Origin of the sequence: Xanthobacter cornucopiae (assembly GCF_043195065.2) — a bacterium.
Classification (GTDB): domain Bacteria; phylum Pseudomonadota; class Alphaproteobacteria; order Rhizobiales; family Xanthobacteraceae; genus Xanthobacter.
Window position 1 is genome coordinate 1410528 of sequence record NZ_CM195531.1, and the last position, 24629, is coordinate 1435156.

Consider the following 24629-nt stretch of genomic DNA (forward strand, 5'->3'; position numbering starts at 1 on the left):
ATGACATCGACGATTCGCCGACGCACGTTCGACATTCTCGAACGGGATCTTCCCGGCGACTTTGCCGCCGACCTGGTGCACCACCTGCTCATCGCCATCGTGCTGGTGAGCGTGGGCGGCGCCGTCCTGGCCACGGTTCCGGCTCTGGCCCTGCGGGACCAGGCCTGGTTCTCCGCGTGCGAGATCCTGGCGCTGGCGGTGTTTTCGCTGGAATACGCGATCCGCATCTGGGTGGCGCCGGAACATCCGCTGCGGCGGCGCATGCCGGCGTGGCGGGCGCGCCTGAGCTATGTGGCGACACCGGCGGCCGTGATCGATCTGCTCGCGGTGGCGCCGGCCATCCTCGCTCAGGTCGCGCCGCTTGAGATCCACGCGATCCTGGTGCTGCGGCTGCTGCGCTTCCTCAAGCTCGCGCGGTATTCGTCCGGCTTCAACGCCCTCTATCTCTCCGTCAAGCGCGAGCGCTACGCGCTGCTGGCGTGCCTTGTCCTCCTCGGCACCGGCGTCCTGATCGCGGCCACCGCCATGTATCTCGTGGAGCGCACGGTCCAGCCCGACAAGTTCGGCTCCATTCCAGAGGCCATGTGGTGGGCCATCACCACGCTGACGACGGTGGGTTACGGCGATGCGGTGCCGGTCACCACCGTGGGCCGGATGATCGGCGCCGTCACCATGGTGGGTGGCCTGGTGATGCTGGCGCTGCCCATCGCCATCATCGCCAGCTCTTTTTCGGAAGTCATCTCAAAGCATAACTTCGTGGTCACCTTCTCCATGGTGTCCCGCCTGCCGCCCTTCTCCGATCTCGATGCGCGGGTGCTCGGCGATTTGCTGCCCCTGTTCAATTCCCGCAGCTTCGACCGGGGCCACCATGTCGTTCGCCCGGGCGAGCGGGCCCGGCACCTGTTCGTGGTGCTGGAAGGCGAGCTTGAGACAACAAGCGCCGACGGAAGCGTCCGGCTCGGCGCGGGGGACGTGTTCGGCCTGACACCGGGCCTGGACGACACCCCCCGCCCCGTTCGCGCCCTGGCCAAGAGCAAGCTCATCGCCATCGAGGAAGACGAACTGCACATGCTGGCATTGCGCTATCCGGACATCAGCCGCCGCCTGACGGACATGTCGCGCCGGCCGACCGGGGGGCCGCGCCGGTCAAGGCCGCAACCGCCGCGCCCGCGCAAGCGCACGCCTGAGAGGATGGTCGAATGAGGTGTTGCCGGTTGGCGGGCAGAACGTGCGCCACACCAACAACCCAGCCCAATTGGCCGTGAGCAGATGCGAACGGGACACCGCGCGACGGCACCGCAGGGCAGCCTGAACGACGCCCCCCGCTTATGGCCACCGACGACGTCAGCCCCGTGGCCGGTCGAGGGCCGCGATCGTGACCATCATGACGGCACCGATCAGCATGATGGTGACAACCGTCTGCATTCACCCCTCCCCTCACAGCATCGCTCGCAGAGAGAAAGGATAGGCGACTTCGGCATCATGCTGCAGTGCACAAAACGCCGCGCGCATCCGCGCGGCGCGCAGGGCTAAAGCTGCCGGTCCTCGTAGGCGATGGTCTCGGCGATCAGAACCCGCCACACCGCCGTCGCCACGCCGCCGGGGATGCCCCGGGCCTGGCCGAGGGCTTCCACATGGGCCAGAACCTCGTCCACCCGGTCCTGGAGCAAGGCCGGGATGCCGGCCTCGCGCTTGATGCGCACCACCCCGTCCACCACGCCGAAGCGCTCGGCGATCAGGGCGATGAGGCGCGCATCGATGTCATCGATGCGCGCCCGCGCCGCGTTGAGGGCGGCGGGAGCCTCGTTCAGCCCCGCCACCACAGGTCCTCCACCGGAAAGCGGCCGGCGGCTTCCTCGATGACCTCGCCGAGGGCGAACAGGGTCTGCTCCTCGAACGGGCGGCCGATGAGCTGGAGGCCCAGCGGCAGGCCGTCGGCGGACAGGCCCGCCGGCACCGAGATGCCGGGCAGGCCGGCCATGTTCACGGTCACGGTGAACACGTCGTTGAGGTACATCTCGACCGGGTCGGCCTTCAGCTTCTCGCCGATGCCGAAGGCGGGGGACGGGGTGGCCGGGGTCAGCACCGCATCGACGCCGGCGGCGAAGGCGATGTCGAAATCGCGCTTGATGAGGGTGCGCACCTTCTGCGCCCGCAGGTAATAGGCGTCATAATAGCCGGCCGACAGCACATAGGTGCCAATCATGATGCGCCGGCGCACCTCCGCGCCGAAACCGGCGGCACGGGTGTTCTCGTACATCTCCACGATGTCCTTGCCCGGCACGCGCACGCCATAGCGCACCCCGTCATAGCGGGCGAGATTGGAGGACGCCTCCGCCGGTGCCACGATGTAATAGGCCGGCAGCGCATACTTTGTGTGCGGCAGGGAGATGTCGACGATCTCGGCGCCGGCCTCTTCCAGCCACTTGGCGCCTTCCTGCCAGAGGGCATCGATCTCGTCCGACATGCCATCCATGCGGTATTCGCGTGGAATGCCGATCCGCTTGCCGCGGATCGAGGCGCCGACCGACTCCTGATAATCCGGCACCGGGCGGTCGATGCTGGTGGAATCCTTGGCGTCGTAGCCCGCCATGGAGCGCAGCAGCAGCGCCGCGTCGTTCACCGAGCGGGCGAACGGCCCGGCCTGATCCAGCGAGGAGGCGAAGGCGACGATGCCCCAGCGCGAGCAGCGCCCATAGGTGGGCTTGATGCCGACGGTGCCGGTGAAGGCAGCCGGCTGACGGATGGAGCCGCCGGTATCGGTGCCGGTGGCGCCGGCGCACAGGAAGCCCGCCACCGCCGCCGCCGAGCCGCCCGACGAGCCGCCGGGCACCAGCGGCGCCGCGTCGCCCTCGCGGCGCCAGGGCGACACCACCGGGCCGTAGGCCGAGGTCTCATTGGACGAGCCCATGGCGAACTCGTCGTTGTTGAGCTTGCCCAGCATCACCGCGCCATCGCGCCAGAGGTGGGAGGTGACGGTGGATTCGTACTGGGGAATGAAATTCTCGAGGATCTTGGAACAGGCGGTGGTCCGCACGCCCTCGGTGCAGAACATGTCCTTGATGCCGAGCGGGATGCCTTCCAGCGGTCCGGCATCGCCGGAGGCGATGCGGGCGTCGCTCGCGGCCGCCATCTTCAGGGCGATCTCCGGCGTCTCCAGCACATAGGCATTGAGGTGGCGCGCCTCCTCCATGGCCTGCAGATAGGCCGTGGTGAGCTCGACCGAGGTGAATTCGCCCTGGGCGAGCCCCTCGCGGGCCTCGGTGAGGGTGAGTTGGGTCAGATTGGTCATTCCACCACCTTCGGCACGGTGAAGAAGCCGCCTTCGGCATCGGGAGCGTTGGCGAGCACCTTTTCGGGACAATGGCCGTCGCTGACCACGTCGTCGCGCATGGGCAGTTCCACGGGCACCACGCCGGTCAGGGGCTCCACGCCGGAGACATCGAGATCCGCCAGTTGCTCCACGAATTCGAGGATGGCGTTCAGTTCATTCTGGAGGTGGCCGAGTTCCTCGTCGCGCACCGCGATGCGCGCGAGATGGGCCACCCGGCGGACGGTCGCCTGATCGACGGACATATGACGCTCCCAAAAGCTGAGGGCCGCTATAGCAAGGGCGCGCGCGAAGGCGCAACGCCTCTACGCACCTTCCTCCTCCCGTGGCATCATTGGCCGCATCGGACGGAGCCCCCGGGATCGGGCCCGCCCGCGGGAAGGCCGCGGCGCGTCTGCCCTTGATCCCATGCGCCGGACGGCCCGGGGAGAGGCCGCATCAGCCCTCCCGCACCACATCCAGGAACTGTGCCCCATAGCGGGAGAGCTTGGCTTCGCCGACGCCGGAAATGGCGCCGAAATCACCCAGCGACTGTGGCCGCGCGCGGGCGATCTCGGTCAAGGTGGCGTCGTGGAAGATCACATAGGGGGGCACCCCCTGGGCCCGTGCCAGCTCCAGCCGCAAGGCCTTGAGCTTCTGGAACAGGGCCTCGTCGTCCGGGTCGGAGAGGCCGACACGGGGCGGTCGTTGCGCCGGCCCGCCCCGGGCGGCGCGGGCGGCCTTGGCACGCACCTCCGCCTTCAGCTCCACCTTCTCCGCGCCGCGCAGCACCGGGCGGCATTTCTCGGTCAGGCTGAGGCCGCCGTGGCCCTCCACATCCACATGCAGCAGGCCCATCGCCACCAGCTGGCGCACGATGGCGCGCCATTCGTCCCGCGAGAAGTCCTTGCCGATGCCGAAGGTGGACAGCGTGTCGTGGCCGAACTTCACCACCTTTTCATTGCTTTGGCCCAGCAGGACATCGATGACGTGGCCGGCCCCGAAGCGCTCGCCGGTGCGATAGACGCACGACAGCAGCTTTTGTGCCGCCTGAGTGCCGTCGAAGGTCTTGGGCGGATCCAGGCAGACATCGCAATTGCCGCAGGGCTCTGCCAGGGCCTCGTCGAAATAGGACAAAAGCACCTGACGCCGGCAGGTCGCGCTTTCGCACAGGCCCAGCAGCGCATCGAGCTTCTGCCGCTCCACCCGCTTGCGCGCATCGGGCGCATCGGAGGATTCCACGAACTGGATCAGCTTGGCCACATCCTCGACGCCATACAGAAGCAGCGCCTCCGAGGGCAGGCCGTCGCGGCCGGCGCGGCCGGTCTCCTGGTAATAGGCCTCGATGCTCTTGGGCAGGTCGAGATGCACGACAAAGCGGACGTCCGGCTTGTCGATGCCCATGCCGAAGGCCACCGTGGCCACCATCACCACCCCCTCCTCCTTCAGGAAGCGGTCCTGGTGGCGGGCGCGGGTGTCGGCATCGAGGCCGGCATGGTAGGGCAGCGCCGTCAGCCCCTGGGTGGCCAGCGCCTCGGCGGTGGCCTCCACCTTGGCCCGGCTCATGCAATAGATCACGCCGGCCTCGCCCTCATGCTCCTTGAGGAAGGCGTGAAGCTGGGCCTTGGGATTCGCCTTGGCGGCGATGCGGTAGCGGATGTTCGGCCGGTCGAACGACGACAGGAACTCCCGCCCCTCCTCCAGCGCCAGCCGCTCCACGATCTCGCGCCGGGTCGGCCCGTCGGCGGTGGCGGTGAGCGCGATCCGCGGCACACCGGGAAAGCGCTCGTGCAGAACGGTGAGCTGGCGATATTCCGGCCGGAAGTCGTGCCCCCATTGCGAGACGCAATGGGCCTCGTCGATGGCGAACAAAGCGATATGCGCGCCGGACAGGAGCGTGAGGAAGGACTCGCTCAGCAAACGTTCGGGCGCCACATACAGCAGGTCGAGGGTGCCGCTCGCCAGATCGCGTTCCACCTGCCGGGCCTCGCCGGGCGCGAGCGCGGAGTTCAGCGCCGCCGCCTTCACCCCCAGCTGGCGCAGGGCCTGCACCTGGTCGTGCATCAGGGCGATCAGCGGCGAGACGACGATGCCAGTGCCCGGCCGCACCAGGGCTGGCACCTGATAGCACAAAGACTTGCCGCCGCCGGTGGGCATCAGCACCAGGGCGTCGCCGCCGGCGACCACGTGGTCCACGATGTCCTTCTGCCGGCCGCGAAAGGCATCGTAGCCGAACACCTGCCGCAACACCTGGAGCGGAGCGGGCGGAACGGCGGAGAGAGACTCGGAAACAGGCATGGGGAAGTTATAGGAGCGATGCCGGCCGGCGCAATGCCCGCGCCCGTCCCCCAGTCCATGGGGAGCGGGCGCGATATCCCGAGGCCGGCTCAGACCTCGAACGATTCGCCGCTGGCCGGCACCACCACCTTGACCGGGTGCCCCTCCAGCGCCTCCACGAACGCGGAAGCGTCCTGCACCAGGATCGGGAAGGTGCCATAGTGGCAGGGCACCACCACTTCCACCCCCGGCAGGAAGCGCCGCACCGCCAGCGCCGCCACCTGCGGCCCCATGGTGTAGCGGTCGCCGATGGGCACGAACACCACCTTCGGCTGGTGGATCTCCGCGAGCAGGGCCAGGTCGGAGAAGATGTCGGTGTCGCCCAGGTGCCAGACCGTCGGCTCGCCCGGCGCCTTCACGATCAGGCCGTTGGGGTTGCCCAGGTATTCGGAGGGGCTGCCGGGCCCGCCCGAGGAATGGTCGGCCCGCACCATGGTCACGGTGAAGCCGCCGAGGTCCACCGTGCCGCCGGTGTTCATGCCCACATGGTTGGCGCCGCCGCCCTTGGCGGCGAGGTAGGCGCTGATCTCGGGGTTGGTCACCACCGGAATCTCGGTGCCGGCGTCGGCCGCGTCCTCGACGATGGAGATGGTGTCGCCGATATGGTCCGAATGACCGTGGGTCAGCAGGATGTGCGTCGCCCCGCGGGTGGCGTTCTCGACGCCGAAATTGAAGCTCGGATTGCCCGTGTAGAACGGATCGATGAGCACGCCCTTGCCCGCGAAATCGAGCCGGAAAGCCGCGTGGCCGAACCAGGTGATCTTCATGGAATTGCGCCCCTTAACCTGCGCCCGTTGCCTGCGCCCATTGCGCACCCTCTGGCGCGCGCCTTGAAAAGCCGGCCGGCGGGACGCCGGCCATCACGAATGCGCCCGAGTATCCGGGAAGCTCCGCCCCGGCGCAACGCCGCTCTCGCCCCCTCGCGCCGCCATGGCTGGACCCGCCGGACCGTGCTAGCCAGGAGTGATGAGCGACGCTTCCGCCCCCACCATCGGCGCCCTGGCCGACATTGCCGCCCTCCTGCCCGAGCGCGGCAGCCTGATCGGGCTCGACCTTGGCACCAAGACCATCGGCGTCGCCACCTGCGATCCCGACCGGCGCCTCGCCACCGTGGTGGAGACGGTGTGGCGCACCAAGTTCACCGCCGATGCCCAACGCCTGATCGCCCTCGCGGGCGAGCGCCGCGCGGTGGCCTTCGTGCTCGGCCTGCCGCTCAACATGGATGGGTCGGAAGGTCCGCGCGCCCAGTCCACCCGGGCGTTCGCGCGCAATTTCGCGAAGCTCACCGCGCTGCCCATCGCCTTCTGGGACGAGCGCCTGTCCACCGCCGCCGTGGAGCGGGCACTGATCTCGGCCGACGTCAGCCGCGCCAAGCGGGCCCAGGTGGTGGACCAACATGCCGCCGCCTTCATCCTGCAGGGCGCGCTCGACTTCCTCGGCCGCGGCGCGCGCACGCGGAACGAACCGGGATTCGCCGACCCGGACTGATTCGGACCCGCTGTGTCCCCGTCCTGTTCCCGGCCATCGCCGTTCGCTGTCCCGAAAAGGCACATCCACGCGGCAGCGGGAACAGGTCACGGCGGCGCCGCTCACTTCTTGAGCAGCGTTCCAACCTCTTCATTCAGCCGGGTAGCGAAGCCGCTTACCTCGCCGGCCACCCGGCGCACCACCATCGCCGACTGGCGGGTCTCGGCGGCGGCATCGGACACGCCGGAGATCATGTGGCTGACCGAGCGATTGGTCGCGGCCTGCTGCTCCACGCCAGCCGACACCAGGGTGAAGGCCTCGCTCAATTCCCGCACCTTGATGGTGATTTCCGACACTGCGCTGGACGCCGACTGGCTCTCGTCCTGCACCGCGCCCACCAGGCGGCGGATATCCTGGGTGGCGGCGGCGGTCTGCACCGCCAGCGCCTTGACCTCCTGCGCCACCACGGCGAAGCCACGGCCCCATTCCCCCACCCGGGCCGCCTCGATGGTGGCGTTCAGCGCCAGCAGATTGGTCTGGCCGGCGATCTTCTCGATCAGCGCGGTGACCTTGCCGATGCGCTCCATGCTCTCCGACAGGCCGGCGACGATCCGGTCGGCCGAAACCGCCTTGTCGGTGACCTCCCCGGACAGCCCGGTCATCTCGGCGATCCGGCGGTTGATCTCATCGAACGATGCCGACATCTGCACCGCCGCCGCCGACACCGAGACCGAAGTCTGCGCGCTGCCTTCGGTCAGCTCCAGCAGCCGTGCGCTGGACCCCTGCATCTCGGCCGCGGTGGCGGCCATGGCGCTGCCCACATCGGTGATCTCACGCGCCAGTTTCACCCGGTCGGTGGCCACCGACCACGTCACCATGGGCTTCAGATAGCGGCCGTCCGCAGCGGTCACCGCCGACATGCGCAGGTCCAGCACCTCGGGGCCGATATGGATCAAGGCCGAATGGGGCAGGTTCGAGGGGTTGGCCAGGAGACGCTGCTGAACGTGCGGGTGCTTGTGGAAGATGTCGATGGTGGAGCCGACCACCGCGTCCGCCTTCACCGGCAGATATTGCGCCAGGCGCTTGAAGGTCTCACGGCTGGCGCGGTTGGCATAATCGATGCGGAAGTCCTCAAGCGAGCAGGTCATCACATTGACCGGGACCTCTTCCAGCATCCCGAACAGGTCCTCCGCCCGCCGCGCGTCGCGCGCGGCCTCCGTCACCACGTCCCAGGTGAGCTGGGCATGGGCATATTCGCCCTTGCGGCCGTAGACCGGGTTCGCCTTCACCTCCAGCGTCTCGTCGCCGAGCTTGAGGACCAGCCGTTCCGGCAGCTTCGAGGCGACCGCCAGGAACGACGGGAGCGGCACGGGATGCGCTTTGAACAGAACCTCCGCGGACCCGCCGACCAGCGCCTCCGGCCGCACCGGCAGCAGCGCCTCGAGGCGCTTCAGCAGCGTGAGCGACTGCCGATTGGCGTAGGTGACGACGCCGCTGGCGGGGTCGCACAGCAGCACGGCCACCGGCAGGTTATCGAGAAACGGAAAGCCCTGCGCGGCGGCATCCCGCCCCGCCGATTTCAACGCGCCCACAGACATGACGTCCCCTTGGCAGCGGCCCGGCGCGACACCACCAGGCACGGCACGCGCGAACGCGACACGACCAAGCGTGAAACAGGGCGGCAGGCAGCCGGGAAATGGCCGCGGCGCGAATCCGCGAGATCCCCACGCCTGCGTTTCACCCTTCCCAGGCACCTTTAGTGTTTGCCGGCACATAGCCGGCGAGGCTTGTCCGTGGCTGTGCAGGTGCGCGTGTCTGCGCACGCCCGCCTGGGAGCGAGCCCGCGCGCCCTACCTCCGCGCGCCGCGTCGGCGCGTCCCCGGCTGCCCCACGCGGGCGATCGCGACTCCGCCACGGGCGGCGGGCGGCGTCCCGCCCAGCTCACCCCCGCCTCAGCAGGGGGAAACCCAATAGCCGCCGCCGCCCGGCCCGTTGGCCACCCAGCAGCTGCGCGGATTGACCGCCGGCGGCGGATAGAGCGGGGCGACCGGCCCCTGCACGTATACTTCCGGCACCGGATACAGATAGACCCGGGGCGGCTGGCCGTAATAGATCGGCGGCGGCACCGCCCCCACGGCCACGGGCGCATTGGCGATGCCGAGCCCGACGCCGGGCCCGCCGGGCGAGGCGCCCGGAGGCATGCAATTGGTGCAACCCTGGAACCAGCCCCCGCCCTGCTGCGGTGGCAGCGGCTGGGGCACGCGCGCCACCGGCGCCTTCGCCACAGGCCCCGCGGGATACATGTCCACGGCAAAGGCCGAGGGGGCCGCGCCGAGAACGGTGCCCGCCAGCAGCGCGAACGCCACGACCCGGCCCCTTGCTCCGATCCTGGACGTCATGACTGAACTCCGTTGCCTCTGACTTCGGGCGCGGCCCACCGGGCCGGCCCTGTTTACGATACTGGCGGCGACCCGCCACCCGTCCATTCGCAGCCCCCCGCCACCGGCGCGGCGCGCGGCGGGAAATCCCCGCTGCTCCGGCGCAAAGGCGCGCACCCGGCTTGCCGGGCGCGTCCGCTGCGGATATGCCTGCGGCCTGCCATGCCATCCGCACCCGCCTTCACCCTCTCCGGCCGAGACCTGCTCGGCATCGAAGGCCTCACCGCCAGCGAGATCCTGTCCCTGCTCGACCTTGCCGAGGAGTTCGTCGAACTCAACCGGCAGATCGAGAAGAAACGCTCTACCTTGCGTGGGCGTACCCAGATCAACCTGTTCTTCGAGGCCTCCACCCGCACCCAATCGTCCTTCGAGATCGCCGGCAAGCGACTCGGGGCGGACGTGATGAACATGTCGGTCGGCTCATCGTCCGTGAAGAAGGGCGAGACGCTGGTGGACACCGCCATCACGCTGAACGCCATGCACCCGGACATCCTGGTGGTGCGCCACCACGCCTCGGGTGCGGTGGCGCTGCTCGCCCGCAAGGTCGACTGCTGCGTGGTGAACGCCGGCGACGGCGCCCACGAGCACCCCACCCAGGCGCTGCTGGACGCCCTCACCATCCGCCGCAGCAAGGGGCGGATCGAGGGGCTGACGGTGGCCATCTGCGGCGACGTGCTGCATTCGCGGGTGGCGCGCTCCAATATCCTGCTGCTCTCGGCGCTCGGCGCGCGGGTGCGGCTGGTGGCGCCCTCCACCCTGCTGCCGGCCGGCATCGAGAATTTCGGCGTCGAGGTCTACCGTTCCATGGAGGCCGGCCTTGAGGGCGCCGACATCGTGATGATGCTGCGCTTGCAGCGCGAGCGCATGAGCGGCTCGTTCGTGCCCTCGGTCCGCGAGTACTTCCACTATTTCGGCCTCGACGAAGCCAAGCTGCGCTATGCCGCGAAGGACGCCCTGGTGATGCACCCCGGCCCCATGAATCGCGGCGTCGAAATCGATTCGGCGGTCGCCGACAGCCCGCGCTCGCTCATTCGCGAGCAGGTGGAAATGGGCGTCGCCGTGCGCATGGCGGTGCTCGACACTCTGGCCCGGAAGCTGCCCAATGCGTGATGCCCGCCACCCGGCGCGCGAGCCGCGCCCCCTCCTGCTGGCCAACGCGCGCGTCATCGATCCCGCGCGCGGCGCCGACTTCCACGGCGACGTCTATCTCGCCGACGGCGTCATCAAGGACGCCGCGTTCGGCCTCGCCGCCGCCGGCCGTCCCGACGGCGCGGAGGTGGTGGACTGCCGGGGCGCCGTGGTCGCCCCCGGCCTCGTGGACATGCGTGCCTTCGCTGGCGAGCCCGGCTTCGAGCACCTGGAAACCCTCGCCTCGGCCAGCCACGCGGCCGCGGCCGGCGGCGTCACCACCCTGGTGAGCCAGCCCGACACCGACCCGGTGGTGGACGACCCGGCCATCGTCGACTTCATCCTGCGCCGCGCCCGCGACACGGCGGTGGTGCGGGTGCACCCCATGGCCGCCATCACCAAGGGCCTCAGGGGTGAGGAGATGACCGAGGTCGGCCTGCTGAAGGCCGCCGGGGCGGTCGCCTTCACGGATGCCCACAAGTCGATCATGAGCGCGCTGGTGCTGCGCCGCGCCCTCACCTATGCCCGCGACTTCGATGCCCTCATCGTGCATCACACCGAGGACGCCACCCTGTCCAAGGGGGCCATGAACGAGGGCGAGTTCGCCTCGCGCCTCGGCCTGCCGGGCATTCCCAAGGCGGCGGAAACCATGGTGCTCGAACGCGACGTGCGCCTGGTGGGCGGGGTGCGCGGGCGCTACCACGCCGCCGCCCTCACCTGCGCCGAATCCCTGGAGGTGCTGGAGCGGGCCAAGGAGGCCGGGCTGCCGGTGTCCGCCTCGGTCTCGGTCAACCACCTGTCCTTCAACGAGCTCGACGTTCTCGGCTACCGCACCTATTTCCGCCTGCAGCCGCCGCTGCGCGCCGAGGAGGACCGGCAGGCGCTGATCCGCGCCCTGTCGTCCGGCCTCATCGACGTGGTGGTGTCGGACCATGTGCCGCAGGACGTGGAAGGCAAGCGCCTGCCGTTCTCCGAGGCGGAGCCGGGCGCCATCGGCCTCGAAACCCTGCTGCCGGCGGCGCTGCGCCTGGTCCATTCCGATTCGGTGGACCTCGTGAACCTGCTCGCCGCGCTGTCCACGCGCCCCGCGCAGATCCTCGGGCTCGATGCCGGCACGCTCCGCCCCGGCGCGCCGGCGGACGTGATCGTGTTCGATCCCGACCTGCCCTATGTGCTCCAGCCGGGACAGCTTAAGTCGCGCTCGCGCAACACGCCGTTCGACGAGGCGCGCCTCACCGGGCGGGTGCTGCGCACCATCGTTGCCGGTGACGTCGTCTACGAATACGTTTGAGTCCCCGCCTTTCCCGCCTCGGGTCCGACATGCTCGCTGATCTTCCGCCGTCGCTGCTGCATCCCCTGGCGCTGGTGTTCGGCTATCTCCTGGGGTCGATTCCATTCGGCCTGCTGCTGACCCGCTCGGCGGGGACGGCGGACATCCGCGGCATCGGCTCCGGCAACATCGGCGCCACCAACGTGCTGCGCACCGGACGCAAGGACCTGGCGGCGGCGACCCTCGTCGGCGATGCCCTGAAGGGAACGGTCGCGGTGCTGGTGGCGGCCCATCTGGCCGGGCCGGCGGGCGCGCTGGCGGCGGCGCTGGGCGCGTTCCTCGGCCATATCTTCCCGGTGTGGCTGAGGTTTCGCGGCGGCAAGGGGGTCGCGACCTTCCTGGGGGTGACGCTGGGCCTCGCCTGGCCGGCGGCACTGGCGTTCGCCGTGGTGTGGCTGGGGGTAGCCTTTCTCACACGCTACTCGTCGCTGGCGGCGCTTACCGCCTCGGTGGCGACGGTGGCGACGGCGGTCGCCCTCGATCAGCCCCACATCGCTTTGTTGCTGGCCGCGCTCACCGCCCTGCTGTGGGCCAAGCACCACCAGAACATCCGCCGGCTGCTCACCGGCAGCGAGGGCAAGATCGGCGCGAAGGGCTGAGGCGCGCCCCATGGCCTCAAAACCGCCCTCCGGACCCCAGGGCCCTCGCAAGGGCGAGCTGCTCGGCCCGGAGCAGCGGCTGGACTGGCTGCGCCTGATCCGCACCGAGAACGTGGGTCCGCGCACCTTCCGCACCCTCATCAACCAGTTCGGCGGCGCCGCGGCGGCGCTGGAGGCGCTGCCCACCCTGGCCCGTCGCGGCGGACGCCTGCTTCCCCCGCGCACCCCCACCCGCGCCGAAGCCGAGGACGAGATGGCCGCGCTGGCCCGCGGCAAGGCCCGGCTGGTGGCGCTGGGCGAGGACGATTATCCAGCCGCCCTGCGGACCCTGGACGACGCCCCGCCCCTGATCGCCGTGCGCGGCAGCGGCGCCGTGCTGCGCCGCCCGATGGTGGCCATCGTCGGCGCCCGCAATGCATCGGCGGCGGGGCGCACCTTCGCCCAGCGCCTCGCCCGCGGGCTGGGCGCGGCCGGCTGGGTGGTGGCATCCGGCCTTGCCCGCGGCATCGACGCGGCGGCGCACGAAGCGAGCCTCGACACCGGCACGGTGGGTGTGTTCGCCGGCGGGCTGGCCCGGCCCTATCCGCCGGAAAACCTCAAGCTGATCGAGAGCGTCGCCGAGACCGGCGCGGTGCTGTCCGAAATGCCGCTGACCTGGGAGCCCCGCGCCCGCGACTTCCCCCGCCGCAACCGGCTGGTGTCCGGCATGGCGCTGGGCGTGGTGGTGGTGGAAGCCGCAGAACGCTCCGGCTCCCTCATCACCGCCCGGCTCGCCGCCGAGCAGGGCCGCGAGGTGTTCGCGGTGCCGGGCTCCCCGCTCGACCCGCGCGCCGGCGGCACCAACCGGCTCATCAAGCAGGGCGCCGCTTTGGTTACGACGGTGGAGGACATCCTGGAGGTGCTGGCGCCCATCGCCGGCCGCCCCCCGGACACGCCGCTGGACGCCGAGCACCCCGACGTTCCCCTCGACCTGGACCCGGCGGAGCCGGCCGACGACGCCCGTGCCCGCATCATCGAGCTGCTCAGCCCGGCCCCGACGCCCATCGACGACCTGGTGCGCCTGTCCGGCTGCGGGGTGGCGGCGGTGCAGATCGTCCTGCTGGAGCTCGACCTTGCCGGCCGCCTGAGCCGGCCGGGCACCGGCCTCGTTGCCCTCGTCTGAGCCACATCGGCGGGGCGATGCCGAGGGACCATGCCGTCGGACATTTTATGCTAGAGCTTGTCCGGCGAAGCACCTCCCTTCGCCGGTGCGGGAGACATGGACATGAGTGGTGAGATCGCCGTCATCGTCGGAGCCGGCAAGGGCCTGAGCGCCGCCTTGGCGCGCCGGCTGAAGCAGGAGGGATTCCGCCTGGCCCTGGTGGCGCGCAATGTGGAGAAGCTCGCACCGCTGGCGGCCGAAACCGGAGCGCTGGCCCTGTCCGGCGATGTGCAGAGCCCGCAGGCGGTGGAATCCGTGTTCGCCGAGGTGGACCGCGCCCTTGGCGCGCCGGACCTGGTGGTGTTCAACGCCGCGGCCCGCTATCGTGGCCCCATCGAGGAACTCGACCCCGGCGCGGTGCTGGATGCCTATGCGATCGGCGCCTTCGGCGGCTTTCTCACCGCCCAGGCGGCGGCGCGCCGGATGCTGCGGCGCGGCAGCGGCTCGCTGTTCTTCACCGGGGCGACCGCCAGCATCAAGGGGATGCCGCAGTCCACCCCGTTCGCCATGCAGAAATTCGCGCTGCGCGGCCTCGCCCAGAGCCTCGCGCGCGAGCTCGGGCCGCGCAACATCCATGTGGCGCACTTCATCATCGACGGCGGCATTTCCGCGTCCTGGGCCACGCCTGGCGAACCGGGGCCGGCCGACAAGTGGCTGGCGCCGGAGGCCATCGCCGAAACCTATCTCGCCACCCACCGCCAGCACCGCTCGGCCTGGAGCTTCGAGGTGGACCTGAGGCCCTGGGTGGAAAAGTTCTGATCGCGGCCCGCGCGCGAGGGTCCGCCGGCGACGCGCCGGCATAGCCACATCTTTGCCATGGTGCCTTGGTGATCTGAGGCTGGCGGCGAGAAAGGTAGCCCGCTCGCGGATGTATCCGGGGGCACTTTCTCCAACGGGGCAAGGAGCCCCGGCACGTTTCGCGGGCTTCGCCGGGCGGGCGCGAGGGCGATGACGTGTCGGCACGGGTTTCCAGCCCATCACGCCGATGTGCCCATGAAGCTCGCCGCAATTTCCATGGTCCGTGACGAAGCGGACATCATCGAGGTGTGGGCCCGCCACACCCTGTTCTTCCTGGACCGGCTGTTCATCATTGACGACGGCAGCAGCGACGCCACCGCCAGCATCCTGCGGATGCTCGCGGCGGAGGGCCTGCCGGTCGAGCTGGTGCCACATCATTCCTCCACCAGCGACTATCAGGGCGCCTGCACCACCCAGCTGATGGCCCATGCCCTCCGCGCCGCCCCCTGGGATTTCGTCTTTCTCCTCGATGCCGACGAATGCCCCGCCGTATCGAGCCGGGCAGCGCTGGAGCTGGACCTCTCCTGCGTGCCCGCCGCCGCCGTCGCCGGCCTCGCCAAGCTGGAATATCACCTGAGCCCGCTTGACCATCCCGACGATCCCAATCCGCTGACACGGATGCAGCACCACTTTCCCGTCGAGGACGCGGTGTTCAAAGTGGCGCTTCCAGGCCCTGTCGCGCGCCACCCCCGCATCCGCGTCGCCGACGGCAACCATTCGGCATCGATCGCCGACACCCGGTTGCCGGCGCACCTGCTGCGCGTCACCCGGCTCGCCCATTTCCCCGCCCGCTCCCGCGAGCAGCTGGTGGCGAAATGCCTGTCGGCCGACATGCGCTAGACCTCGCGCCACGACTACAGCGCCGGATTCGCCCAGCTCCCGGTGATGGCCGCCAACGTGCTGCGCAATGAAACCGCACTGTCGATTCGCGATTTCGAGGCTTTCTGCGGCACCTATGCCAGGCGCGGTCCGACACCCTGGTGCGGCGCCCGCTCCATGATTGTCGCGGCGCGCTCACCCGCCCGGACCTTGCCGTGACCTATCCTTACCGCAGCCTTCTCGCCGCCCTGGACCAGCTGGCCGCCGGCGCGCGCGGCGCCGCCCAGCATCGGCACCTGCAGGATCTGGCGCTGGAGCGGGCCCACATGGGGCGGCTCGAACGCTTCATCGACAAGAACTTCCGCTCCGTGACCAAGCGTTGGCGAACACTCACGCGGTGATCCGACGCCGTGGGCCTCGGCAACGGGCGACGGGCAAAAAGAAAGGCGCGGGCGAATAGCCCGCGCCTTGATCGCAGCATCACGCGAGGGTCAGAGCCTCACTGCGCCGCCTCGGCGGTCAGCTGCAGCGGATCGACCACGATGTCGGTGGTCGCCGGCTCCAGGCCCAGCACGTGGCGAATGCGCTGCAGCATCGCCAGGGTGCGCGGGTCCATCTCGCCGAGCGGACCGGGGACGAACTGCACCACCTCCGCCGCCCGCCGACGCTCCTCGGGGCTGCGCAGGAGATCGGCGAGGCTGTCGATGGCCGCGTCGTGGGCATATTCCACGATCAGGCTCTGCTCGTGGATGATCTCGGCCTTGCGCGCCGCCGGCAGGGACAGGAACGGCTCGTCCTTGGTCAACACCTGGGCCGAGCGCTCCAGCCGGTCGCGACGCACGTTGCCGCGCGCCTCCGCCAGCAGGATCAGCATGCGGATCACCGCTTCCACGAACCCGCCGGAGGACACGTGCAGCAAAGCCGAGCGCACTTCCGGCAGCGCCACCAGCTCTTCCTTGGTCTTGCGGGTCCGCTCGAAATTGTAGTTGCGGCCGAACCAGCGCATGAAGGGGGTGGCGTAGATGGAATAGAAAGTGACTTCATACCAGGCGTCGCGCACGTCGCGGATGATGTCGATGGTCTGCTCGAACGCATCCGCGATCAGCTTCTCGGCCGCCACGAACGGGTTGTCCTTCTCCACCGGCTTGCGGCCTTCCTTCACCACCTTGGTGACAGCCTCCAGCGGCAGCATGAGCGGATTGCGCGAGGAGGTGACCGCCCGCTGCACCCGCAGCGGATGCAGCATGCGCCCGACCTCGGCGCTCGCCCGCGTCACCGAGGCCTGGATGGCCGGACGCAGGAACACGTCGTAAAGCTCGGCTTGCAGCTCCGAGATATGCTGCACGGCGGCGAACGGCACCTCGTCCTCGCGGCCGTCGGCGAAGCCGGGTAGCTCGCTCATCTTGCGCTCGGCGAAGGAGACGGTGAACTGGGCGTCCTGCCCCTCGCCGCGAATGTCGTCGATGGTCATCTCATAGAGGCCGGGCTGAAGCGCCTCGATGGTCTTCAGCACGGACGAGACCTGCGCGTGCTCGCGCTTGGCGATGGACGACGACACGAAGATGCCGAGATGGCCGATCTTGTCGTGCACCATGTAGACGATGCGCTGACCGCGGATGCGGATCTCTGTCTCGTCGGTATAGGTGTCGATGATCCAGTTGATGGCCTGCTTCACCGGCGTGATGTTGTCGCCATGGCTGGCGAACACGATGATGGGGGAGCGGATCTGCTTCACGTCCAGCGCGCGGCCATGCTCCAGGCGCGCCTCGTTGCGGGCGAGCTTGTTGCCCACGAACAGCTCGCGCACGATCCACACGATCTCCGGCTCGTTGAGCAGGAAGAAGCCGCTCCACCAGCGCTCGAACTCCAGGAAGCGCCCGCTCTCGGTGTCCACCTTCTCGAACAGGTCGTAATATTTGCGGAACCAGGTGCGGCCCGGATTCAGCATCTCGAAGTTCAGCACCAGCCAGGCGCCGTCGAAGACGCCGTCGCCATAGTCGGCCCAGAACATGGGCTGGACCTGGCCGCCCAGCAGGCCAGCATTGTAGCGCATGGGATTGGCGCCCACGTCGCCGGACCAGGTTTCCACCGGGGCGCCGTTCAGCACCAGCGGGCCGGTGATGTCGGGGTTGGCGGCGCCGAGGATCAGCGTCGCCCAGCCGCCCTGGCAGTTGCCGATCACCACCGGCTTCGGCGCGTCGGGATGCTGCTGCTGCACGTAGCGCACGAAGGTGGCCTCGGCGCGCGACACGTCGGCCAGGGTCTGCCCAGGCTCCGGATTGCGGCTGAAGCTGACGAAATAGACCGGATGCCCCCCCTTCAGCGCCACGCCCACCTGGCTGTCGGACTTGAAGCCGCCGATGCCGGCACCGTGACCCGCGCGCGGGTCGATGATGACGTAGGGCCGCTTCCAGGGATAGACCTCCACCCCGGCCGGGGGCTTGATCTTCAGCAGCGCATAGTTGCACGGGCGCGGCAGGCTGCGCCCGTCGATCACCACGTCATAGTCGTAGACGAGCACCGGCGGGCAGCCGGCCGCCTCGTGCTCGAAGAAATTGTCGCCGCGCTGGCGCAGGGTGTCCAGGGTCAGCACCGCGCGCTGGGCGCGGTCCACGGCATAGGCCTGGGCGTCCTTCACGCGCTCTGAGAGCGAGCGCTCGGTATTGGTGATGGTGCCCACCAGAGCCGTCAGCTCGTTGAAGGTCTCGCGCAGCCGCTCGCCATGGGTGGCCGAGATGTTCATGAAGTGGCGCCCGGCCGCCTTCGAGGTGAGCTGGCTCATGGTGGACAGCTCGGAGAGCTGGGCGGTCAGCGCCAGGGCGCGCTGGCGCGCGGTCCAGGCATTGCCATCCGTCACCTTGGCGAAGAACGGGTTGGTGAACTTCGAAGGCGAGAGCTGAGCGTTCAAGCGTTCCTCCTCGCCGCACCGCGGCGTGTTCCGGTTCGGCCGAACTCCGGCTCGGGGCCACCGGAGATTACTGCACTGCACAATACTAGATCGAGCGTGTTGCATAAAGATGGCAACTGCAAGGTCGCCGTCTTTTCGGGTATTGCTCAAGGCAGGCGACCTCGGATCGCCGCCACGCACCGGGGTATGCCATGCATCGGTGACGAAATTCCAAAGGAGGCGCCAGATGGAAGAAACTGTTTCAGGCCGGCAGATCAAGGCCGCCCGCGCGCTTCTGGGCTGGAAGCGGGCCGATCTCGCCACCCGCTCCGGCGTCACCGCGCCCACGGTGCGCGTGATCGAGACCGACGAGGCCAATGTTCCTGCCCTCGCGCCCACCCGCGCGCAACTCACGCGTGTCCTGCATGCTGCGGGCATCGTCTTCGCCACCGGCGGCGCCGTCGGCGTGCAGCTGGTCCAGGCCGAAGAGGGCCTCGCCGTCGACGAGCTCAACGCCTCCAACGACGATTGAAAAAGGCACCCCCGCCGGCGGCGGGGGTGCCTTATGGTCAGGCTTGTGCTTTGCTGTGCGCCAACAGCCTGGATGGACCCATGATTCTGCACAACATCGCGGCCCGCCACTATGTGGTGGTGGCCATCATCCTCATCGTGGCGGTGCTGGCCTTCCTGGGCAGCTGGTCCTGAACGCTCAGGCGCCGACCCGGATCAGCGCGAAGCCGTCATAGCCCTTGGCGCCGACGGTCTGGATGGCGGTGGCGGTGACGCCGGTCTCCGCCGCCAGCGCGTCGAAGAAGCGGCGCACGCCCTGCACCGAGGCATCGGCGCTCTCGGCGTCCACCACCGCGCCATTGCGCACGACATTGTCGCAGACGATGAGGCTGCCCGGCCGCGTCAGCCGCAGCGACCAGCGCAGGTAGTCGGTGTTGCTGGGCTTGTCGGCATCGATGAAGACGAGGTCGAACGGCCCCGCCCCCTCCGCCTCCAGCTTGGGCAGCGTCTCCAGCGCCGGCCCCACCCGCAGGTCGATCTTGTCGGAGAGGCCGGCGCGCGCGAAATTGGCGGCCGCCACCTCGGCATGAAGGGGCACCGCCTCAAGGGTGACGAGCCGGCCATCGGCCGGCAACGCCCGCGCCAGGAAAATGGTGCTGTAGCCGCCGAGGGTGCCAATCTCCAGGATGCGCCGGGCACAGGCGATCCGCGCCAGCAGGTGGAGGAGCTGGCCTTGCGCCGCCGACACCGCGATCGCCGGCAGGCCGGCCGCCGCGCTGGCGTCGAGCGCCGCGGCCAAGACCTTATCCTCGGGCTTCAGCAGAGAGGTGATGTAGTCGTCCACCGCGCTCCACGTGGCCTGGCCTTGCGCACCCATCGACTTCTCCCTTCGTTCAAGTTTCGTCGCTCTCCCGCGCGGCGCGGATGGAGAGCACCGCATAGGCCACCACCAGCCCCAGCTCCACCAGGGTGAACAGCAACAGCGGCGTCATGCCCGCCGGCGCCCAGGCCGCCAGCACCGCCTGGGTCAGGGTCGCGATCAGCCACAGCACCACCGCCCAGCCGGCGCGCAGCCACAGCCCGACGCCGGCGATGGGATCGATGATGGCGGCCCAGATGACCGCCCCCTGCGCCGCGAGCGGCAGGCCCTCGAACCAGGACGGAGTGTCATCGCCCACGCCGAGGATCACCACCCAATGGGTGATCCCTTCGATGAGCAGGAACACGGCCACCCCCCGCAGGAACAGGAACAGCCGTCGTCGCCAGGGCGAAAGGCTTTCCCAATGGGCGCGGGCGCTGGCGTCGATGGGGTCGTAATGGCTCATGCGCCGGGCGCCAGAAGCTCAAGCTCGTCGTCGATGGGCGCGAAATGCGCGGCGATCGCGGCCTCGTCCACCTCGGCGAGGCTGGCCGGCCGCCAGCGGGGGGTATTGTCGCGGTCCACCAGCACCGCGCGGACCCCTTCATAGAAATCATGGCCAGCGAGCACCCGGCTCACCACCCGGAACTCGGTCTTGAGGCATTCGCCCAGGTCGAGGCCCGGACCGCGCCGCATCTGCTCCATGGCCAGGGAGACGGAGGTGGGCGACTTGGTGCGGATGTCGCCCGCGGTGGCTGCTGCGAAAGCGGCAAACGGCCCGCCCCCGGCCGCCGCCTCGTCCAGGGCGGCCAGGATCGCCGAGACGCTGCCGCGCGCGAACGCATCGGCGATGAACCCCTCGCGGTCGGCATAGGCGCTCGCGGCCGGCGCGACCCGATGGGCGGCGATGGCCGCCTCCACGTCGCCGCCGGCGGCCAGGGCTTCCTCCAGCGCGGCAAAGGCGGCCGACGGCACGACATCCGTGGCGAGCCCGCACGCAAGGGCCTCCGGCGCGCGGATGCGGGCGCCGGAAAGCGCCAGGAACACGCCGAACGCGCCCGGCAGGCGCGGCAGCACATGGGTACCGCCCACATCCGGGAACAGGCCGATGTTCACTTCCGGCATGGCGAACAGGTAGCGGTCGCCGGCAACCCGGTGAGCGCCATGGGCCGAAAGCCCGAAGCCGCCGCCCATGCAGATGCCGTCCACCAGCGCCACATAGGGCTTGGGGAAGGTGCCGATATAATGATTGAGGATGTATTCCTCACGGAAGAAGGCGAGCGCCTCCGCGGTGCGCCCGGCCCGGCCGAGATCATAGACCGCGCGCACGTCGCCACCAGCACAGAACGCCTTCTCGCCGGTGGCCTTGATGATGACGCGGGTGATCCCCGGGTCGCCCGCCCAGGCCCGCAGGCGCGGCAGAATCTCGCGCACCATGTTCAGGTTGAGGGCGTTGAGCGCCTTCGGGCGGTTGAGGGTGATGACCCCTGCCTCGCCCTTCTGCTCCAGGAGGACTTCGGGTTCCTGCCGGTGTTCCATGCGCGCGCACCTCATGTCGAAACCACCCGGAACCGGGTCTGGGAGGGTTAGACGCGGTGGCGGCCAGCGTCAACGCCGCCGGCGCCCCCGGCCGGGCCCCGCACGTGTGACACGCGGGGCCGCGCCGCTCGTCTCGCCGCCGCCGGCCGTGGGCGCTATAAGGGCCGACCCGGCGCATCCCGGTGGCGTCGCGAGTCGCCCCCCGGGATGCGCTGGCCGTTGCATCCGGATCGTCGCCTCAAGACCCACGCGCCAAACCCGCGCGGCCGGCTTTGGCGCCCAGACAAGAGTTGAGACATGGCTTTCAATCCGCCCCGCATCCATCCGGCCCCGGACACCGCCCGCGCGCTGCGGCTCGACCTGGTGCAGCGGCCGCGCCGGAACCGGAAGAGCGACTGGTCCCGCCGCCTGGTGCGCGAATCCGCCCTGTCGGTCGACGACCTGATCTGGCCAATCTTCGTGATGGAGGGGCAGGCCACTCGCACGCCCATCGCCTCCATGCCGGGGGTGGAGCGGCTGACCGTGGACGAGGCCGTTCGCGCCGCGGTCCAGGCCGCCCGGCTGAAGATTCCGGCGCTGGCGCTGTTTCCCTACATCGACCCCAACCTGCGCGACCCCGAGGGGAGCGAGGCGCTGAACCAGAACAACCTGGTGTGCCAGACCCTGCGCGCCATCAAGGCCGAGGTGCCGGAGATCGGCCTCATCACCGATGTCGCCCTTGATCCGTTCACCAGCCATGGCCATGACGGGCTGCTGGAAGATGGCCGCATCCTCAATGACGAGACGGTGGACATCCTGGTGCGCCAGGCGCTGGTGCAGGCCGAGGCCGGCGCCGACGTGATCGCGCCCTCCGACATGATGGACGGCCGCGTGGGCGCCATCCGCGCCGGGCTGGACGCCGCCGGCTTCACCGATGTGCAGATCATGTCCTACGCGGCGAAATACGCCTCCGCCTTCTACGGCCCGTTCCGCGACGCCATCGGCACCGCCAAGACCCTCTCCGGCGACAAGCGCACCTACCAGATGGACCCGGGCAACGGCCTGGAGGCCCTGCGCGAGGCCGCCCTCGACGTGGACGAAGGCGCCGACATGCTGATGGTGAAGCCCGGCCTGCCCTATCTCGACATCGTATGGCGGCTGAAGGAGACGTTCGGCCTGCCTACCTTCGCCTACCAGGTGTCCGGCGAATATGCGATGATCGAGGGCGCGATCCGCAACGGCTGGGTGGACGGCGAGCGCATCGTCCTGGAGAGCCTCACCGCCTTCAAGCGCGCCGGCGCCGATGGCATCCTCACCTATTTCGCACCCCGCGTGGCGGAGCAGCTCGCCGCCGGCTGAGGCCGGAGCGAGGCGGGCGGCGGCCGGCGCGCGGGCCCGCCCTCAACCGCCAACCGCCAACCGCCAACCGCCAAACGCCAAACGCCAGTGGACGCCACAACCTTCGCGACCTGCAACGATCCGCCGGCGGCGTTCGGCGAGGAGGAAAGAGCCATGCCCGCCGATGTCCGCCATGCCGCGCCCGTGACCGGCGACCTGCCGGTGACCCTCGCCGACGTGGAAGCCGCCCGGCTGGTGCTGGCCGGCGCGGTGCTGCGCACCCCCACCTTGCGCGCGCCCCGGCTCTCCGCCCTGACCGGCGCCGACGTGTGGGTGAAGTATGAGAATTTCCAGGTCACCGCCTCATTCAAGGAGCGCGGTGCGCTGGTGAAGCTCGCCCGCCTCACCCCGGAGGAGGCGCGGCGCGGGGTGGTGGCCATGTCGGCGGGCAACCATGCCCAGGCGGTGGCGTTCCACGGCGCCCGGCTCGGGGTTGCCACCACCATCGTCATGCCCGAGACCACGCCCCAGGTGAAGGTGAGCGCCACCGCCGCCTTCGGCGCCCAGGTGGTGCTGTTCGGCGAGACGGTGGCGGATGCGCAGGGCGAGGCCGAGCGCATCGCCAAGGCCGAGGGCCGGGTGTTCGTCCATCCTTACGACGACCGGGACGTGATCGCCGGCCAGGGCTCCATCGCCCTGGAGATGATGGAGGACGGGCCGCGCTTCGACGCCGTGGTGGTGCCCATCGGCGGCGGCGGGATGATGGCCGGAATGGCCCTGGCGTTCGCCGGCCTGTCGCCGGATACCGAGATCGTCGGCGTCGAGGCCGCGCTCTACCCGGCCATGTGGAGCGCGCTCACCGGCATCGCCCGGCCCTGCGGCGGGCCCACCCTGGCCGAAGGCATCGCCGTGCGCAACGTGGGGGCGCTGACCTCCCAGATCATCCGCCGGCTGGTGCCAAGCATCGTGCTGGTGGACGAGACCGCCCTGGAGCGGGCCGTGAACGCCTTCCTGATGCACCAGAAGACCCTGGCCGAGGGCGCCGGCGCCGCCGGCCTCGCCGCTTTGCTCACCGAGCCGGAGCGGTTCGCCGGCAAGACCGTGGGCCTGGTGCTGTGCGGCGGCAACATCGACCCGCGCATGCTGGCGGGCATCCTGCTGCGCGAACTGGAGCGGGAAAGCCGCATCGTCTCGTTCCGCCTCACCATCCTCGACCGCCCCGGCATGCTGGGGCGCATCTCCACCCTGCTCGGCAAGCTCGGCGCCAACATCCTGGAAGTGCACCATCGCCGCACCTTCCTCGACGTGCCCGCCAAGGGCACGCGCCTCGACCTCACCGTGGAGACCCGCGACCAGGCCCATGCCGAGCTGATCCAGAAAGCGCTGGAGGCCGAAGGCCTGCCGGTGCAGCGGCTGGGCGCCGGCGGCGCCGACTGGTGAGCGCCGCCATCCCTTGCGGGAGCAGGGCCGGCGCCCCACCTTGAGGGCCAGAAGGAGCAACGGCCCCATGAGCGAGCGCAGCGACACCACCCGCGATCCCTTTCTCGGCGTGTCCGGCGCGCCGAAGGACCACGCCTACGATCCGGCCACCCAGCCGGAATATTTCGAGGGCGTGCTGTCGCGTCGGCTGATCGCCTTTTTCGTGGACGCGGTGATGATTCTCGGCCCCATCGCCGGCTTGGCGGTGTTCATCTTCGTGTTCGGCATCGTCACATTGAGCCTCGGCTGGATGCTGTTCCCCCTGCTGGGCCCGGCCTTCGTCATCTGGGGGCTGGCCTACACCGCCATCACCCTGGGCTCGCCGGCCTCGGCGACGCTGGGCATGCGGCTGATGGATATCGAGATGCGTACCTGGTACGGCGCGCCCTGCTATTCGCTGCTCGGGGCGGTGCACGCGGTGCTGTTCTGGGTGTCGCTCAGCGCCCTCACGCCGCTGGTGCTGCTGGTGGCGCTGTTCAATGGCCGGCGCCGGCTGCTGCACGATTTCGTCGCCGGCACGGTGGTGGTGAACACGCCGGCCCGCGCCGGCCTGCTGCGGCGCCGGCCGTGAAAATCACGCCGGCTTCCATTTCGCCTTTGACGCGCGGTCC

The 24629-nt window shown here is 69.7% G+C and carries 25 protein-coding genes; 14 read left to right on the forward strand and 11 right to left on the reverse strand.

Translation table 11 applies throughout. The annotated features are described in order from the left end of the window. Positions 1 to 1203 (forward strand): cyclic nucleotide-gated ion channel, encoded by a 1203-nt coding sequence (locus V5F53_RS06340; protein ID WP_393996803.1) that lies wholly within the window; start codon positions 1 to 3, stop codon positions 1201 to 1203. A 326-nt stretch (positions 1204 to 1529) separates the two neighbouring features. On the opposite strand, the gene V5F53_RS06345 is transcribed toward V5F53_RS06340, so the two are convergent. The 5 genes from V5F53_RS06345 to V5F53_RS06365 form a co-directional block, all read right to left on the reverse strand. Next, positions 1530 to 1820, reverse strand: coding sequence for a chorismate mutase (locus V5F53_RS06345; RefSeq protein ID WP_393996802.1), 291 nt, complete (start codon positions 1818 to 1820; stop codon positions 1530 to 1532). Next, positions 1808 to 3292: an Asp-tRNA(Asn)/Glu-tRNA(Gln) amidotransferase subunit GatA gene (gene gatA, locus V5F53_RS06350; RefSeq protein ID WP_393996801.1), complete on the reverse strand. Its 1485-nt coding sequence runs from the start codon at positions 3290 to 3292 to the stop codon at positions 1808 to 1810. The genes V5F53_RS06345 and gatA overlap by 13 nt, the downstream gene beginning before the upstream one ends. Beyond that, positions 3289 to 3576: an Asp-tRNA(Asn)/Glu-tRNA(Gln) amidotransferase subunit GatC gene (gene gatC / locus V5F53_RS06355; RefSeq protein ID WP_393996800.1), complete on the reverse strand. Its 288-nt coding sequence runs from the start codon at positions 3574 to 3576 to the stop codon at positions 3289 to 3291. Before gatC ends, gatA begins: the two co-directional genes overlap by 4 nt. Before the next feature lie 193 nt (positions 3577 to 3769). Beyond that, on the reverse strand, positions 3770 to 5608 hold the full coding sequence (recQ, locus tag V5F53_RS06360; protein WP_393996799.1) for a DNA helicase RecQ: 1839 nt from the start codon (positions 5606 to 5608) through the stop codon (positions 3770 to 3772). 89 nt (positions 5609 to 5697) lie between these two features. Beyond that, entirely contained in the window at positions 5698 to 6414 is a 717-nt protein-coding gene (locus tag V5F53_RS06365) for a metal-dependent hydrolase (RefSeq protein WP_393996798.1), read from the reverse strand. 199 nt (positions 6415 to 6613) lie between these two features. Between V5F53_RS06365 and ruvX the strand changes: the two genes are divergently transcribed. Further along, positions 6614 to 7135, forward strand: coding sequence for a Holliday junction resolvase RuvX (gene ruvX, locus V5F53_RS06370; protein ID WP_393996797.1), 522 nt, complete (start codon positions 6614 to 6616; stop codon positions 7133 to 7135). Between the two features lie 101 nt (positions 7136 to 7236). On the opposite strand, the gene V5F53_RS06375 is transcribed toward ruvX, so the two are convergent. Together V5F53_RS06375 and V5F53_RS06380 are read right to left on the reverse strand one after the other, a co-directional pair. Continuing rightward, positions 7237 to 8712 carry a methyl-accepting chemotaxis protein gene (locus tag V5F53_RS06375; RefSeq protein WP_393996796.1) on the reverse strand — a complete coding sequence of 492 codons (1476 nt, stop codon included), beginning with the start codon at positions 8710 to 8712 and terminating at the stop codon, positions 7237 to 7239. Positions 8713 to 9066: 354 nt separating this feature from the next. Then, a complete protein-coding gene (locus V5F53_RS06380) occupies positions 9067 to 9513 on the reverse strand; it encodes a hypothetical protein (protein ID WP_393996795.1) in 447 nt (148 codons plus the stop codon). A gap of 201 nt (positions 9514 to 9714) precedes the next feature. Between V5F53_RS06380 and V5F53_RS06385 the strand changes: the two genes are divergently transcribed. From V5F53_RS06385 to V5F53_RS06420, 8 genes are all read left to right on the forward strand, one after another. After that, positions 9715 to 10662 (forward strand): aspartate carbamoyltransferase catalytic subunit, encoded by a 948-nt coding sequence (locus V5F53_RS06385; RefSeq protein WP_393996794.1) that lies wholly within the window; start codon positions 9715 to 9717, stop codon positions 10660 to 10662. Beyond that, positions 10655 to 11971 (forward strand): dihydroorotase, encoded by a 1317-nt coding sequence (locus V5F53_RS06390; protein WP_393996793.1) that lies wholly within the window; start codon positions 10655 to 10657, stop codon positions 11969 to 11971. Before V5F53_RS06385 ends, V5F53_RS06390 begins: the two co-directional genes overlap by 8 nt. A gap of 29 nt (positions 11972 to 12000) precedes the next feature. Continuing rightward, on the forward strand, positions 12001 to 12609 hold the full coding sequence (gene plsY / locus V5F53_RS06395; protein ID WP_393996792.1) for a glycerol-3-phosphate 1-O-acyltransferase PlsY: 609 nt from the start codon (positions 12001 to 12003) through the stop codon (positions 12607 to 12609). A 10-nt stretch (positions 12610 to 12619) separates the two neighbouring features. Beyond that, a complete protein-coding gene (dprA, locus tag V5F53_RS06400) occupies positions 12620 to 13771 on the forward strand; it encodes a DNA-processing protein DprA (RefSeq protein ID WP_393996791.1) in 1152 nt (383 codons plus the stop codon). A 102-nt stretch (positions 13772 to 13873) separates the two neighbouring features. Next, positions 13874 to 14569, forward strand: coding sequence for an SDR family NAD(P)-dependent oxidoreductase (locus tag V5F53_RS06405; RefSeq protein ID WP_393996790.1), 696 nt, complete (start codon positions 13874 to 13876; stop codon positions 14567 to 14569). Between the two features lie 234 nt (positions 14570 to 14803). Beyond that, positions 14804 to 15448 carry a glycosyltransferase family 2 protein gene (locus V5F53_RS06410; protein ID WP_393996789.1) on the forward strand — a complete coding sequence of 215 codons (645 nt, stop codon included), beginning with the start codon at positions 14804 to 14806 and terminating at the stop codon, positions 15446 to 15448. Between the two features lie 45 nt (positions 15449 to 15493). Next, complete coding sequence (locus tag V5F53_RS06415; RefSeq protein WP_393996788.1) at positions 15494 to 15646, forward strand: hypothetical protein; 153 nt, start codon at positions 15494 to 15496, stop codon at positions 15644 to 15646. Further along, positions 15643 to 15828: a hypothetical protein gene (locus V5F53_RS06420; RefSeq protein WP_393996787.1), complete on the forward strand. Its 186-nt coding sequence runs from the start codon at positions 15643 to 15645 to the stop codon at positions 15826 to 15828. Before V5F53_RS06415 ends, V5F53_RS06420 begins: the two co-directional genes overlap by 4 nt. A 98-nt stretch (positions 15829 to 15926) precedes the next feature. Here the strand turns inward: V5F53_RS06420 and V5F53_RS06425 are convergent, their stop codons facing one another. Further along, complete coding sequence (locus V5F53_RS06425; RefSeq protein WP_393996786.1) at positions 15927 to 18335, reverse strand: DUF3141 domain-containing protein; 2409 nt, start codon at positions 18333 to 18335, stop codon at positions 15927 to 15929. Between the two features lie 226 nt (positions 18336 to 18561). On the opposite strand from V5F53_RS06425, the gene V5F53_RS06430 reads away from it, so the two are divergent. Then, positions 18562 to 18846: a helix-turn-helix domain-containing protein gene (locus V5F53_RS06430; protein ID WP_393996785.1), complete on the forward strand. Its 285-nt coding sequence runs from the start codon at positions 18562 to 18564 to the stop codon at positions 18844 to 18846. A gap of 177 nt (positions 18847 to 19023) precedes the next feature. Here V5F53_RS06430 and V5F53_RS06435 read toward each other — a convergent pair whose 3' ends face one another. From V5F53_RS06435 to V5F53_RS06445, 3 genes are read right to left on the reverse strand one after another with little or no spacing between them, the layout of a single operon-like run. Next, on the reverse strand, positions 19024 to 19701 hold the full coding sequence (locus V5F53_RS06435; RefSeq protein ID WP_393996784.1) for an O-methyltransferase: 678 nt from the start codon (positions 19699 to 19701) through the stop codon (positions 19024 to 19026). 16 nt (positions 19702 to 19717) lie between these two features. Next, positions 19718 to 20149, reverse strand: a complete 432-nt coding sequence (locus V5F53_RS06440; RefSeq protein ID WP_393996783.1) for a DUF6163 family protein — start codon at positions 20147 to 20149, stop codon at positions 19718 to 19720. After that, positions 20146 to 21222, reverse strand: a complete 1077-nt coding sequence (locus V5F53_RS06445; protein ID WP_393996782.1) for an enoyl-CoA hydratase/isomerase family protein — start codon at positions 21220 to 21222, stop codon at positions 20146 to 20148. The genes V5F53_RS06440 and V5F53_RS06445 overlap by 4 nt, the downstream gene beginning before the upstream one ends. A gap of 297 nt (positions 21223 to 21519) precedes the next feature. Between V5F53_RS06445 and hemB the strand changes: the two genes are divergently transcribed. The 3 genes from hemB (at position 21520) to V5F53_RS06460 (ending at position 24589) form a co-directional block, all read left to right on the forward strand. Further along, positions 21520 to 22560: a porphobilinogen synthase gene (gene hemB, locus V5F53_RS06450; protein ID WP_393996781.1), complete on the forward strand. Its 1041-nt coding sequence runs from the start codon at positions 21520 to 21522 to the stop codon at positions 22558 to 22560. A 153-nt stretch (positions 22561 to 22713) separates the two neighbouring features. Then, entirely contained in the window at positions 22714 to 23979 is a 1266-nt protein-coding gene (locus tag V5F53_RS06455) for a threonine ammonia-lyase (RefSeq protein WP_393996780.1), read from the forward strand. 67 nt (positions 23980 to 24046) lie between these two features. Beyond that, entirely contained in the window at positions 24047 to 24589 is a 543-nt protein-coding gene (locus V5F53_RS06460; RefSeq protein WP_393996779.1) for an RDD family protein, read from the forward strand. Positions 24590 to 24629: the final 40 nt, after the last annotated feature.

Bases quoted from the DNA above. Each gene is read 5' to 3' on its own strand.
- V5F53_RS06340 (WP_393996803.1), top strand. From the start codon at position 1: ATGACATCGACGATTCGCCGACGCACGTTCGACATTCTCGAACGGGAT.
- gatA (WP_393996801.1), bottom strand. From the start codon at position 3,292: ATGACCAATCTGACCCAACTCACCCTCACCGAGGCCCGCGAGGGGCTC.
- gatC (WP_393996800.1), bottom strand. From the start codon at position 3,576: ATGTCCGTCGATCAGGCGACCGTCCGCCGGGTGGCCCATCTCGCGCGC.
- recQ (WP_393996799.1), bottom strand. From the start codon at position 5,608: ATGCCTGTTTCCGAGTCTCTCTCCGCCGTTCCGCCCGCTCCGCTCCAG.
- V5F53_RS06365 (WP_393996798.1), bottom strand. From the start codon at position 6,414: ATGAAGATCACCTGGTTCGGCCACGCGGCTTTCCGGCTCGATTTCGCG.
- ruvX (WP_393996797.1), top strand. From the start codon at position 6,614: ATGAGCGACGCTTCCGCCCCCACCATCGGCGCCCTGGCCGACATTGCC.
- V5F53_RS06375 (WP_393996796.1), bottom strand. From the start codon at position 8,712: ATGTCTGTGGGCGCGTTGAAATCGGCGGGGCGGGATGCCGCCGCGCAG.
- V5F53_RS06380 (WP_393996795.1), bottom strand. From the start codon at position 9,513: ATGACGTCCAGGATCGGAGCAAGGGGCCGGGTCGTGGCGTTCGCGCTG.
- V5F53_RS06385 (WP_393996794.1), top strand. From the start codon at position 9,715: ATGCCATCCGCACCCGCCTTCACCCTCTCCGGCCGAGACCTGCTCGGC.
- V5F53_RS06390 (WP_393996793.1), top strand. From the start codon at position 10,655: ATGCGTGATGCCCGCCACCCGGCGCGCGAGCCGCGCCCCCTCCTGCTG.
- plsY (WP_393996792.1), top strand. From the start codon at position 12,001: ATGCTCGCTGATCTTCCGCCGTCGCTGCTGCATCCCCTGGCGCTGGTG.
- dprA (WP_393996791.1), top strand. From the start codon at position 12,620: ATGGCCTCAAAACCGCCCTCCGGACCCCAGGGCCCTCGCAAGGGCGAG.
- V5F53_RS06405 (WP_393996790.1), top strand. From the start codon at position 13,874: ATGAGTGGTGAGATCGCCGTCATCGTCGGAGCCGGCAAGGGCCTGAGC.
- V5F53_RS06410 (WP_393996789.1), top strand. From the start codon at position 14,804: ATGAAGCTCGCCGCAATTTCCATGGTCCGTGACGAAGCGGACATCATC.
- V5F53_RS06415 (WP_393996788.1), top strand. From the start codon at position 15,494: ATGGCCGCCAACGTGCTGCGCAATGAAACCGCACTGTCGATTCGCGAT.
- V5F53_RS06430 (WP_393996785.1), top strand. From the start codon at position 18,562: ATGGAAGAAACTGTTTCAGGCCGGCAGATCAAGGCCGCCCGCGCGCTT.
- V5F53_RS06435 (WP_393996784.1), bottom strand. From the start codon at position 19,701: ATGGGTGCGCAAGGCCAGGCCACGTGGAGCGCGGTGGACGACTACATC.
- V5F53_RS06440 (WP_393996783.1), bottom strand. From the start codon at position 20,149: ATGAGCCATTACGACCCCATCGACGCCAGCGCCCGCGCCCATTGGGAA.
- V5F53_RS06445 (WP_393996782.1), bottom strand. From the start codon at position 21,222: ATGGAACACCGGCAGGAACCCGAAGTCCTCCTGGAGCAGAAGGGCGAG.
- hemB (WP_393996781.1), top strand. From the start codon at position 21,520: ATGGCTTTCAATCCGCCCCGCATCCATCCGGCCCCGGACACCGCCCGC.
- V5F53_RS06455 (WP_393996780.1), top strand. From the start codon at position 22,714: ATGCCCGCCGATGTCCGCCATGCCGCGCCCGTGACCGGCGACCTGCCG.
- V5F53_RS06460 (WP_393996779.1), top strand. From the start codon at position 24,047: ATGAGCGAGCGCAGCGACACCACCCGCGATCCCTTTCTCGGCGTGTCC.